Genomic DNA, 12,814 nt, shown 5'->3' with positions numbered 1-12,814 from the left:
TCTTTCGATTAAACCAAATTAATCTTCGGTAGAATCTTCAGCCAATGTATTCACCACTGAATCATTACTTAATTCCCCGTTTTCGGAAAGTGCAATGGCCACAAACCTCAAACTCGGAATTTCTTCACAAACAATAATCATCATAACGGTAATGGGTACACTTAAAATCATACCCATTATTCCCCAAATAGCGCCCCATATCGTCAAAGATAGAACCACCACCAGAGAACTCATGTTCAACGAATTCCCCATCATCTTAGGTTCGATAATATTGCCGACAATAACTTGTATGACTCCAACAGATACCAAAATGTAAACAAATGGTGCTAATTCGCCGAATTGCAGAATGGCAAAAAAGGCTGGAAACAATGTAGCAATCAAAGAACCTACCGTAGGGATGTAGTTGAGGACAAAAATAAGCATTGCCCAAAAAAATGGAGAGTCAATGTCAAATAAAAATAAAATAATATAGCTGAGTAGGCCAGTGATGAAGCTTACAAAAGTTTTGAGCAACAGATATCGCCCAATGTTCCTGTCCATTTTGTTTAGGAGGCCAAATTTCTTTTTGCGAACATCTTCATTGGGATAGAAGGACTCCATTTTTTTGTCAAATACAGTTTCTTCAATGAGTAGAAAAATGATATAGATTAGAATTAAAAAGGCATCTCCAAGCAAGGTAGTCGCTGTATCGATCATCATACTGATATACTTGGTGAAGTCGACATTTTGCACATATTCTATGAGTTGAGAAGATACATTGATCCCTGCAAGTCCATCTAATTCAGTCAAAGCCAAAAGCAGGTTTGATTGGTATTCTTCAAGGTTTTCAGAAAGATGAGACATGCTGGCATAAAGTAGTTTTCCAACTATGAAGAGTATTACATTCATAAAGAGGAAAGAAAAGGTGCTCTGTGCCCAGACAGGAACCTTATCCCGAACTATAGGGATCCTCACCAAATACTCTCTGGCTTCATGGATGATGAACCAAACGAGCATAGCGACTATAAATGGAATGACATATTCTTCCGAATAGTATAGTACCATCACTACAGCTACAGTACTGATTAAAAGGTATGTGATTTTGGCTAGGTCGGGTGTTTTGGCAGAGTTAAGCACAGACATGGTTTACGTTTTAGTTTACTATAGTTGAGCCGCTGGGTTGAAAATTTAACATCTAAAGATATTGTAAAATTATGATCCTGCCATAGTAAAAAATCGTTGTCTCATGAAAGTTTATTTTAGGGTGGTTTTCGCTGAACCCCATGATTTACATTAAATTTGTATTCTTAAGTAATTAACGAGCTTTCAGGTCATTTTGAATGATAAAGGAAAGCCACTGGAGCCATGGAGCAATTGGAAGTAGTACCGAAGACCAGATCAGAATATCTGGAAGAAATTGTCAGACTGAAGAAAGAAAAAAATGCCGTTTTGCTGGCGCATTATTATCAGGAGGCTGACATTCAAGACATAGCCGATTTTGTAGGGGATAGTTTGGGATTATCTAGAAAAGCAGCCGAAACAGATGCTGACATTATAGTTTTCGCAGGTGTACATTTCATGGCCGAGACAGCCAAAATCATCAACCCAACTAAAAAAGTGATTCTTCCTGATGTCAATGCAGGATGCTCCTTAGCCGAATCAGCACCTGTTGGACCCTTCAAAGCATTTGTAGAGGCTCATCCAGACCACATCGTGGTGACTTATATCAACTGTACGGCTGAGATCAAGGCGATGAGCGACATCATTTGTACGTCATCTAATGCAGTGGATATCATCAATTCCATTCCAAAAGATCAAAAGATCATTTGCGCGCCAGATCGAAACTTGGGTGAATACTTGATTCATCAAACGGGCAGAGACATGTTGCTGTGGGATGGAGCCTGTATGGTGCATGAGGCATTTGCCATGGACAAGATTTTGGATCTGCACAAAGCAAACCCACAGGCCAAATTCATTGCACACCCCGAGTCTCAGCAGCAAGTATTGAGAGTGGCCTCTTTTGTGGGTTCTACTGAAAAGCTGCTAAATTTTGTTCAGGAGGACAAATCAGAAGAGTTTATTGTGGCTACAGAAGCAGGTATTTTGCATGAAATGCAAAAGAGAGTACCCAATAAGCGATTGATTCCTGCTCCCGCCAAAGAAGACAACACTTGCGCTTGTAGCGAATGCCATTTCATGAAAATGAACACCCTAGAGAAATTATATCTCTGTCTTAAAAATGAAACCCCAGAAATAGACGTTCCCGAAGATATAAGGAAAAAAGCGCTCATCCCTTTAGAGCGTATGTTTGAACTATCTAAATAATTAATGATCAAACACGATTTTCTTATTATTGGCTCTGGCCTGGCAGGACTGACCTATGCGCTCAAGGTAGCTAAGAGATTTCCAGAAAAGAAAGTGGCTATTGTGACTAAGGCTGCTGCCAACGAATCAAATACTAAATACGCTCAAGGTGGAATGGCCGTGGTTATTGATACAGTCACGGATTCTTATGAGCAGCACATCGAAGACACGCTCATGGCAGGGGACGGCCTTTGTGATCGGGAGATTGTAGAAATGGTGGTTAGGGAAGCGCCCGACAGATTGAAAGAGTTACTCAGCTGGGGAGCTGAATTTGACAAGAACAACCTAGGTGATTTTGACTTAGGCAGAGAAGGGGGGCATTCTCAGAATAGAATTTTACATCACAAGGACATTACTGGGTTTGAATTAGAAGAAACCCTGCTGGATCAAGTAGCACAGTGCGACAATATCAGTTTGCTTAGTCATCATTTTGCTGTGGATTTGATCACCAATCACCATATCCAGGAATGGAAGGGTAGAGAAGATAATAAGTGCTATGGGGCTTATGTACTGGATGAGAAAACAGGAAAAATTGAAACTTACCTCTCTAAGATAGTGCTACTAGCCAGTGGTGGTATAGGCCAAGTTTATCAAAATACCACCAATCCAAAAGTAGCCACTGGGGACGGTGTGGCCATGGCTTATCGCGCCAAGGCGCAAATTCAAAACATGGAATTTGTGCAGTTTCATCCAACAGCACTCTATGATACCAGACCAGGTCAAACCTTTTTGATTTCTGAAGCTGTACGAGGTTTTGGGGCACTCTTGCGTAATCGAAAGGGTGAACTTTTCATGGGGCAGTACGACGAGAGAAAGGAATTGGCTTCTCGTGATATTGTCTCGCGCGCGATTGATAGTGAATTGAAGAAAAGTGGTGATGACTACGTATACCTAGACTGTCGTCATTTGGATCCCATAGGATTTGAAAATCACTTTCCTAATATTCTGCAAAAATGTAAGGAACTGGGGATAGATTGGAAAAAGGACATGATCCCTGTGGTTCCTGCTGCTCATTATCTGTGTGGAGGGGTGGTTACCAATGCCTTTGGTCAGACACAAATAGCCAACCTATATGCTTGTGGCGAATGTGCTTGTACAGGTTTGCATGGCGCCAATAGACTGGCCTCTAATTCATTGCTCGAAGCGTTGATTTTTGCTCATCATTGCTATGAAAAATCATGTGAAGAAGTAGAAAGTGTGGAAGAAAACGCTAAAGTACCTGACTGGAGTGAAGAAGGCACCACCAATCCAAAAGAGCTCATCCTGATCACACACAACAAAAAGGAAGTGCAAGCCATCATGAGCAACTATGTGGGGATTGTACGATCAGACGAGCGGCTCAATCGCGCTTCAAATCGATTGAAAGTCCTCTATGAAGAAACTGAGGATTTATACAAAAAAACAAAAATCTCTCCGCAACTTTCTGAACTACGAAACTTGATCACTATTGCCTACCTGATAGTAAAACAATCACAAGCTCGAACTGAAAATAGAGGAGGGTTCTATAAGGAAGCCTGAAACGGATAAGGGTATTTGGGCACAATGAAGTTTATTTGTTACCGTTAACCTTCATTGATATGATTACAAAGTTTAAATACCTCTCACTGCTGGCCATCTGGTTGTTCACTGCTTGTGATGACGATGTTGACCCCAGATTTGTACTCCCTACAGATGCGGATTTATCAGATGCCTTTTATGTGCATATCAATTTGAATGATCGATCGGATGATACTTTTAAGGTAGAAATGTATGTGGATGGATTGTCTCAAGACAATGATATCTTGCAATTTGCGGCTACGGTGCCAGGCACGTATGATATTTCTAATGCTGGCAGATTTGTTCAGAACTTAAGGGTATTTGATGAAGAAGGCAATAAAATAACCGCTACAGCTATTTCCACCAATCAATGGAAAATAGCAGATCCCACCTCTGCCTTTAAAATCATATATGAAGTGAGCGAGACTTTTGATACGCAAGTTTTGGAATATCCTATTTATGCTATGGCAGGGACATCTATTGAAAATGACCACGTGTTATTGAATACGCCAATGGTCATAGGATACCCGGAAGGGCTCAAAGAGCGAGATTATTTTGTATCTCTTGGTTACCCCAAAAGCTGGTCTTTGGGGACTGCTTTGCCAGTGTATGAAGAAGGTGTATTTAGAGCTACAGATTTCGACCATCTAGCTGATTCTCCAATCTTACTTGGGAATTTGTCCAGCACATCTACTGAAGTAGGAGGGGCAGATATCAACATCCATGTCTATTCCGCGAGTGGAGCGATTACGGCTGCGAACGTATTGGCAGATGTCAATCAAATTTTGCTGGATGCAGAAGCATTTCTCGAAGTTTTACCCACGGATCAATATGACTTCTTATACCATTTTGGAGATCGGAATGCAGGGGCATTGGAGCATTCTAAAAGCTCTGTTTATGTCCTTCGCGATCGTGATTACACCGTAAATTTTGGAAGGGCAATAAAAAGTATTTCTGCTCATGAGTTTTTTCATGTGGTCACTCCTTTGAATATTCATAGCGAGATTATAGCTGATTTCAATTTTGCAGTTCCTACACCCTCACAGCACCTTTGGCTATATGAGGGTGTAACAGAATGGGCGTCTGATTTTATGCAGTATAGAAATGGGTCTATGGATTTGCCCACTTTATTGTCAGAGATCAGCACGAAAGTATCCATAGATAGTCAATTTGATCCAAGTTTTAGTTTGCAGCAAATTGGTTCTGAGGCCTACACTAGCAAAGGAGGAGGCGAGTTTGGCAACATCTATAACCGAGGAGCATTCGTAATTAGCTTGTTGGACATTCGGCTGCTAGAACTATCCAATGGAACCAAAGGTATGCGAGAAGTGGTACTAGAATTGATTGATACTTTTGGGCCTGACCAAGCGTTTTCTGAGGCTGATTTTTTTGAGACTATAGTAGATATGACCTACCCGGAAATAGAAACCTTTATCAATGATTATATCAAAGGAACCGAGGCCTTGCCCATTGCTTCTTATTATGAAAAAATAGGAATTGACTACAATCCCACGAATTTTAGTTTTGCTCAAATAATTGATCCTACGGCCAATCAGGCTGCACTATTTAAGGTTTGGTCAAAGAATTTGTAGAAGGCTACCAGCCCATTCTGCACTCTTCGTAACCTCGTTTTTTACCGGCTTCATATCCAGCTTGATAGCCGATTTTTTTGCCCTGCGTAAAACCAGCCTCATATCCTTTTTCGTGTCCTTTGGCATGACCTGCCTCGTGGCCCTCTTCAGCACCTTGTAGTTGCCCAGCGTCAAACCCACTTTCGAAACCTTCTTCTCTTCCCAGAATTAGACCCTCAGTTTTTCCTTGCGCTATGCCTTCTTTTAATCCCTGTTCGTATGAGCCACAAGAACTTAGTAAAAGTAAAGTAAGGAAATATAGGATTTGCGTTTTCATAGCTAGCTTGACGAACAAAATATAAATTTAGCATGAATTGCATGTAATTATACTAAGAAATAAAAATACCTTTCTATTTATAGATTTTAAGCCTTGATCAATTCGTAGGCCTTGAGTAATAGGGCGCTTTCTTGAAGAAGGTTTTTGAGTTCAGTAAATTCCTGAAAATCAAGATTGATTTGAATGTCTTTGTGTGGAGTTTTGATGATGATTCTGGCCGACTCATCCGGGAAGTACACCGCATGATGGTTAAAATTAATTTTGGAGTAGTTCTCCACGAACCTTGCAAAATGCTTGCGCGAATATCCAATCAGAAGATTTTTGTAATAGAGTCCGATATGCTGGCAGCGGTCACAATGAGTGAGGCTAAAGTGAGGCCCTTGAGATAGGATATGTGGATCACAGTTTTTCATCTTGCTGTTGGTTTGATAAGATTTGCCACCCCTTCCCATCCCTCCGTTTGAGGGATGGTCAAAGTCTCCTTTTGAGAAGAAATTTAGAGGTGGATTTTTACTTCAACGAAGTAAGCATTTGATCACTCTTGAGGTGCATTTGAATCACGGCTTTGATTTTAGTTTTAGAAGCTCCTGAGTCATAAGGCTGCGCACCTATCATTTCTTTTTCCAAAGCAAATAGTCTTTGAAACATGATTTTGTCGTCCACTTTCATGTTGATGGCCACAGTCTTGTTTTGTGCAAACAGCTCATCCCAAACCAGACGAACATCTGCCCAGTACGCCTGATTTTTTGCCCACCATTTTTTGGCTACCTCACATTTGGAATCATCTGTCTTGGTGTAGGTATTCCAACCTTTTTCCTGGGCAAGTAGCACATCTTCATCTTCAGTACGGATGATTTTGTCGTTGTCCTGCTCATGCACCCAGCCATAGTCTGTGATCTCCTGACGGTTGATTCTCTTCATCACGTTATAGTCTTTTCGCTTACTGAATTCTCTTCGTGGTAGGGGCGCATCAGCTTCACTTTCCCAGTAGTGTTTGCCATCTACATGTACCCATGTGGCGGAGCCTTCATAGCGCGGGCTATCATCTACTTGATAGACTTTTTGAGTCCATTGCCCCTTTACTTGCGCTGGATTTTTAGATTTGTACTCCCATGTATTTTCCTTGTCGAAGGAGTAAAAATCAGTATTTTCATATAGCCAATCTTGTCTCCAATGTTTGATAATCATGGTGTCGCCAATTACCAACAAGTGCTGTAATACAATTTTGTCCTTGTCTTCTGAAATAGGAAAAACATATTCCAATGCGCCAGAAGTGTAGTTTTCGTGAAACTCATAGTCCTTGTCTGGAGCGAAAGTTTCAGCAAAGTTGAAACGGATATCATAGCATCCGCACATGGCTTTGATAGCTGCGATATCTTCTTTTTTTTGTTTTTGTCCATAGGCCACTGTCGTGGAAATGAGCAAGATTGCGATTATTATTTTTTTCATTGTTATAAGTGCTTACTTGGTTAAAAATGCAATTTTCAATTTTGGGTAATCATAGGCGAGCAGGGCCATATTGATCAATAGATAAAATCCAGTTTGAATGAGTTCGCCAACTTCATGAGGCTCTAAATACAGATGAAACAGGAATATATTTAGCGAAAGCGGAACAAGCATGACAGCACCTAGAAGTGCATAGAGCTGACTGATCAGCAGCAGTCCGCATACAATTTCTGCGACACCAAGCTGTGGCCAGAAGTAGCCAGTCCCTTTCAGGCCGCCAATCATGGATTTTATTTTCACCACATGGTCAGGCAATTCTACCCCTTGCTCAGCTGCAGGTCGAGGAGGTTTGGGAATAAATTTTTGTGCCCCAGCGTAAACGAATAGCCCACCAAGGGCTATCCGTGTTACTAAAATCAGAATCTTTAGTTTGTTCATTGTAGTAGTTCGTATGCTATTCCTGCGAATCCGCGTTCTCCGTTATCTGCACTGTACATGCTGGTGAATTTTAGCTTGTAGTAGTTATCTTCCGAATCCTGAATGACGTAGAACCTGTCTTCCTTCAATGATGGTTCTGAGGTAGGCCCACCTCCATTTCGCCAGTTTGATCCTATGGCGCTTTGATCGGAAGAAAAAGTAAGCGAAGCTGCATCTGCCAGATTGAAAGAGTCATAAGTGAGTGTACTACTTATTAGTACTTCAGACACTTGGGTTTCATGTCGGTTAATTATGACAAAGTCATTGTATGAATAGGGCAGGAAATAACCAAAGTTGATGACGTTGGTGTAAGCGCCGTACATGATGTCCCAACTGTCCTTGGTTGGTTCTGCATCTGCCAATCCATTGTCTAAATCAAAGAAAGAAAAGTTGTAGGCCTCGTCTTTTGCGATATCTACTGAAGTGAAAGTGTCGGCATCAATGTCTGCATATTGCAAGGTGTATCCACTGCCATTCTGAAGCACTCGGATTTTTTTCCAGTTACGGTTTTCTCCTTCTCGGCTTACAATATAAACCTTGTTGTCTCCATCAGTAGTTGCTACTTTGTTGAGTGCTAAAGAATCTAAATTGCCATCAGGGCTGTCCACCCAGTCTGTAGCGTCACCATTGTAGGCGGCAAAACTTTGTGTGGCTGCAAATCCAATGGTGTCTGCTGCCGTCACTATAGTCAAATCAGTGGCATCGATCTCCTGTGCCATCATTTTAGCTCCATTGTTGATAATCACTCGAAAATCTTCTCCAGAGGAAAAACCTAAGTCCCAAGTGTATTTGTCAATTTTGGTTTGCGAAATTTTGCTCAAATCGAAATAAGCCTGATGTGTAAACTCTGCTCCTCCTGCATCAAGTATTGCCGTACCAGATGGTGCTACAAAGTTCTCAGAAAACACTACTGTCAATACCGTCTGATCGCCTAAGTCAAGTACTTGAGCTTCGTCAGAAACGGTGAGCGTGATAGATTCGTCTTGCTCAATGTTGAGCGCACTACCAGACATCACAGTAACTGTGACAGATTCGTCTCCAACTACATAGGGCAATGCAATTACATTTTCTGTAGCCAGGGGCGAGGTATAAAAGTCTGCTGTCTCCCCATAGCTGAGGGTTTCGCTGGTAATGCTTATGGTAAGTGATCCGTCCGCTTCTGCAGGTCTGGAAAACGAGATTTCCAAATCAACAGATGGACTGGTTTTTGAAATGCCTGCTTCCGTATTGGTGAAGTTGACTTTTACTGGTGATGCTTCATCTTCCTCACAAGCAGTAGTTCCGAATAGAACAAGCGCTGAGAGTAGAAGCGTGGTTATTTTAATATGATTCATTGTATAATTATTTAGAAAAATTGTAATTCAGTTTTAAAAAATAGGAGCGTCCATAAGCAATGGAAGACTGTCCATCTCCATTGCCAGCATGAGCGCTACTGGTATTGCTAGTATTATTGACGGACGTCACGTCCATCAAATTTTTTGCTCCTAGGCTAATAGACAGGGTTTTGAAAAAGTCTTTGGATATAGTCACATCCCAAAAATGAAAACCGTCGAGTTGTCGCAATTCTGGTGCTGATGACCCGTCAGTCTGTGTCACAGATTGGTACTGCTTAGATGCACCCGTGAATTTGTAGAAGCTGGCCAGTTTGATTCCTGTTTTGAATAACTGGTATTGCATGTTGGCAATGAACTCTGGAGAATATAGGAATTGTGGAATACTAAAGCTGCTGGCGTCACTGCTGAAACTATGGTATCTACCAATATAGGAAAAGCCAATTTTGGCAAGTAGTGAATTTTTTTTATAGTTGAGAAAGCCAGAACTTCCCAGTGTTTTGTAGCGCAGGAGGTTGGTGTAGGTAGTCGCTTGATTGGCTCCTTCTGGAGTGAAGTAGGTGATGCGATTGTTGATGTCGTTGTAGAATCCTTTGACTGAAAAGCTCCATTTTGTGTTCTTAAATTGGTGACTGAAATCACCATTGAGATTGTTGGAATATTCAGGTTTTAGCTCAGAATTGCCGAGAATATTATGATTGTTGTCCACAAATTCATGGTATAATTCCCGAAGTGATGGAGCTCTGAATCCTCGACCGTAGCTCAGTCTTATCTGGGATTGAGCCGTGAGGTCATACTTTAGATTGATAGAAGCAGAAGGATTAGTACTAAATGTGGAGTTGTGGGTCAATCTTATACCAGGCCTTACTTTAAAACTTGACCCTAGCGCAATTTCAGTTGAAGCAAAGAACCCTAGGTCGTTCATGTGCTTATCTCCGTCATTGAGTGTTGTACCATGGGCAGATTCAAACGTACCATCGATTCCTATCTGAGTATGCCACTCAGTTTGCCCTAATGACCATTGGATCGCATCGTCAAGGGTAGTTCTAAAGAAAAAGGTGTTGAAGGTGATAGCGTCTTGACCGTCTGAAGTAGTGACGTCTGCTACGCCTGGTATCAGGTAGGATTTGAATCTGTGTGTCATTCTATCATAGTCAGAATAGGAAGCTACCGTATGAATGGCCCCCTTCTCCAGCATATAATCGGCCTGCAGTTGATGCATCCATCGAGAAGTAAGGTAGTTTTTATCAAAAGCGTATGGATCGTCCTGATTGGTGACAGGTTCGGGTTGTCCTTGGTTCTCAATAGTTTCGTTGAGGTAGTCTAATCTGTAGTGAATGCTCAGATTGTTTTTGCTGTATCGTAATAGTGCCGACTGAAAAAACTGAGACTTAGGATACCAGAGTTTGTCTCTGCCAGTACCTCCCCAGCCACCAAATTTTTGATGTCTGATTTCAGATTGAACAGACCAAGAAGCGTTGAGTGCGTATGAAGCAAGCAGTGAGAGGTTGTGAATACCTTCGTCAAAAAGTTGATATTCTTTGCCTGCGGTTTCTTCTTGAATAGCGAGGTTTATGGACCATTTGTTGGCGTCAGGTTGTTTGGTTATCAAGTTGATTACACCTGCCAAAGCATCAGCGCCGTAGTTGACTGCCATGGGACCCTCTACAATTTCCACCTGTTCTATTGAATTAATATTGATTTGACTGAGATCAATTTCATTACTCACGCCGCTGCGACCTACCAATGGAACGCCGTCTATCAGCACTTTAATATTCTGTCCGGATAAGCCTTGTAAACTGGCAGTGGAGCTGCCTACGGCATTGTCTCTTCTAAATCTAAAATTGAGTTCCGTGGCTAATACTTCTGGAAGTGATTGAGCAGCCTGTGCTTCTAATCGATTTTTATTTAAAACACGAACATTGTAAACCGATTGCTTAACTGACTGAGGTTGAAATTGGCCTGTCACCACCACTTCACCTAGCAGATTTTCTTTTGGTGTCATTTGCCATTGGAGCTCACCGTGTTTAAATATGGTATCCACTCGAGTTTCATAATTGATGTGGCTGGTAGTGGCTATGTAGGGAGGATCGAGATTGATATGAGCCAGCCCAGTAGCATCAGTGATGTAGGTATCAGAGATATTTGAGAGGGTATTTACCCGTATAGCCGCATGAGCAATAGGATCATTTTGATTCAGTAGCTGAATTTGTTGTCCACTGCTTTTCCCTATTATTAGGAAAGTTAATATCCCTGTAAGTGCTGATTTGATCATTTCGCTTATTATTTAGAATCATTCTAAACAATGCAAAATTTGAGAAGTTATGCCTGATCTACAATCGCTAGAGATAAGGAAATTCGAGTCGCTATATGTAGTAGGTAGATGTAAGTTTACTAGCTAGAGCTAGTGAGATATTGGTGAGCTTGAGGTGATTACAGGTTCACAAGACCTGTTTTAACGGCATAGACTATAAGCTCCACTGGTGAGGTTAGTCCGAGTTTTTTGAGCATGTTTTTTCTGTGGGAATTGATCGTATGTGTACTTACATTTAGCTGATCTGCTATTTGATGAGTTGTCAGACCTTTTACAACCCATTCCAGTACTTCGATTTCGCGAATGGAAAGGACTTCGTCCTGGCTGGTTAGCTTCTCTTCCACAGGTGGATGCATCATTATTTCCAAGATATCTCCACAATAGAACCTTTTCCCAAGACGAATACTTTCCAGAGCACTTTTAATCTCTTGCGCGTCACAGTGAGTGGTTAAAATACCTCGAACATCTATTTCTTTAAGTTTTTGGATCAGACTATGATTAGCCATGTCTACGACAAGCAATATATCTACATTGGGCTTGCTCATATAATCTGATATCTGGTTCAAATAGCGATCTCCAGCCTTGGAAAGGTCTGCCAGAACCAAACTATTAACAGTAGTATCCACTGAGACGAGCTCCTCCATGTCGTAAGCTGAACCCACAAGCTTATAATATGGAGAGTCTCCTATTATCTGCTTCCAGCCCATCAAAGAGATGTAATTTGGATTGACAAGATAAGTGCGAGTAGCTGGCAATGTTTTCTATTTAGAATAATTCTAAACAAAACTAGATGCGAATGAGGTCATTTGCAAATTGTTTGGAATCATTCTAAATAAAAGCTTGAAAGTTTGCTTGGTTATATAAAGACAACGCTAGTTTTTATAAACTATTCGAGCCCTATAGATGCTGTTGCTGATCGAAGTACGAACTTGAGACTGACCTTCAAAAATGAGCATAAACATGGAAGCACTGGTATCTACCTCCCTAGAAATATCAAACGAGAATGTTTGCTTTTGTCCAGAGCTTTTGGAGGTGCCAGCATTTAGCTCAGAAGGTGGGTTATTACCAAAAGGAATTTCCCAAAGGCTTACCTTAACACCAATGAAATTTGTGTCATCTACTACCACATCTACTTTTTCAATTACAACTCCATTGGGAAGGTTTATTAGTGCGGCTAGTTTGCCAGGTGTATTTGTTTCAGCAGATATGATAAAAGCTCTGCCATTTTCTGGCCCTCCTTCGTTGTCGTATCCAACATTAAAATTGTAGTCTTTTGAATCATCATATACTTGAAAATCTTGTGCGAAAACATAAAAATACTGCGTACCAGCATTGCCAACTGGTCCCTGTGGCCCTTGTGGGCCTGTAGCACCTGTATCTCCCTTATCTCCTTTTGCACCTGGTGCTCCGTCAGCCCCATCGTTTCCTGCTGGCCCCTGAGGTCCCGTGGGTCCTGCAG

Annotated in this window: 12 protein-coding genes; 3 read left to right on the top strand and 9 right to left on the bottom strand. The window is 41.4% G+C overall.

The features are described 5' to 3' along the window. Positions 1-18: 18 nt before the first annotated feature. The gene (locus tag B9A58_RS08535) at positions 19-1,122 is read right to left on the bottom strand and encodes an AI-2E family transporter (protein ID WP_084372319.1); all 1,104 of its coding nucleotides are present in this window, start codon (positions 1,120-1,122) and stop codon (positions 19-21) included. 222 nt (positions 1,123-1,344) lie between these two features. On the opposite strand from B9A58_RS08535, the gene nadA reads away from it, so the two are divergent. The 3 genes from nadA to B9A58_RS08520 are packed head-to-tail and all read left to right on the top strand — an operon-like array spanning position 1,345 to position 5,471. After that, on the top strand, positions 1,345-2,304 hold the full coding sequence (gene nadA, locus B9A58_RS08530; RefSeq protein ID WP_084372317.1) for a quinolinate synthase NadA: 960 nt from the start codon (positions 1,345-1,347) through the stop codon (positions 2,302-2,304). Positions 2,305-2,307: 3 nt separating this feature from the next. After that, a complete protein-coding gene (nadB, locus tag B9A58_RS08525; protein ID WP_084372315.1) occupies positions 2,308-3,861 on the top strand; it encodes an L-aspartate oxidase in 1,554 nt (517 codons plus the stop codon). Between the two features lie 59 nt (positions 3,862-3,920). Then, positions 3,921-5,471 (top strand): M61 family metallopeptidase, encoded by a 1,551-nt coding sequence (locus tag B9A58_RS08520; protein ID WP_084372313.1) that lies wholly within the window; start codon positions 3,921-3,923, stop codon positions 5,469-5,471. Positions 5,472-5,475: 4 nt separating this feature from the next. Here B9A58_RS08520 and B9A58_RS08515 read toward each other — a convergent pair whose 3' ends face one another. The 8 genes from B9A58_RS08515 to B9A58_RS20710 form a co-directional block, all read right to left on the bottom strand. Then, positions 5,476-5,787, bottom strand: coding sequence for a Yae1 family protein (locus B9A58_RS08515; protein WP_084372311.1), 312 nt, complete (start codon positions 5,785-5,787; stop codon positions 5,476-5,478). A gap of 86 nt (positions 5,788-5,873) precedes the next feature. After that, positions 5,874-6,200, bottom strand: coding sequence for a DUF6686 family protein (locus B9A58_RS08510; protein WP_139793809.1), 327 nt, complete (start codon positions 6,198-6,200; stop codon positions 5,874-5,876). Between the two features lie 97 nt (positions 6,201-6,297). Continuing rightward, positions 6,298-7,236, bottom strand: coding sequence for a DUF6607 family protein (locus B9A58_RS08505; protein ID WP_084372307.1), 939 nt, complete (start codon positions 7,234-7,236; stop codon positions 6,298-6,300). A gap of 12 nt (positions 7,237-7,248) precedes the next feature. Next, the gene (locus tag B9A58_RS08500; protein WP_084372305.1) at positions 7,249-7,671 is read right to left on the bottom strand and encodes a DoxX family membrane protein; all 423 of its coding nucleotides are present in this window, start codon (positions 7,669-7,671) and stop codon (positions 7,249-7,251) included. Further along, a complete protein-coding gene (locus B9A58_RS08495) occupies positions 7,668-9,044 on the bottom strand; it encodes an HmuY family protein (RefSeq protein WP_084372303.1) in 1,377 nt (458 codons plus the stop codon). Before B9A58_RS08495 ends, B9A58_RS08500 begins: the two co-directional genes overlap by 4 nt. Before the next feature lie 7 nt (positions 9,045-9,051). Beyond that, positions 9,052-11,316: a TonB-dependent receptor plug domain-containing protein gene (locus B9A58_RS08490; protein ID WP_084372301.1), complete on the bottom strand. Its 2,265-nt coding sequence runs from the start codon at positions 11,314-11,316 to the stop codon at positions 9,052-9,054. A 158-nt stretch (positions 11,317-11,474) separates the two neighbouring features. Then, entirely contained in the window at positions 11,475-12,110 is a 636-nt protein-coding gene (locus tag B9A58_RS08485) for a response regulator transcription factor (RefSeq protein ID WP_139793808.1), read from the bottom strand. 117 nt (positions 12,111-12,227) lie between these two features. Beyond that, positions 12,228-12,814: collagen-like triple helix repeat-containing protein (locus tag B9A58_RS20710; protein ID WP_176214729.1), on the bottom strand; the 587-nt coding region annotated here is incomplete at its 5' end.

Source organism: Reichenbachiella faecimaris (genome assembly GCF_900176375.1).
GTDB lineage: Bacteria > Bacteroidota > Bacteroidia > Cytophagales > Cyclobacteriaceae > Reichenbachiella > Reichenbachiella faecimaris.
This window is presented reverse-complemented; position numbering and strand designations above follow the sequence as displayed.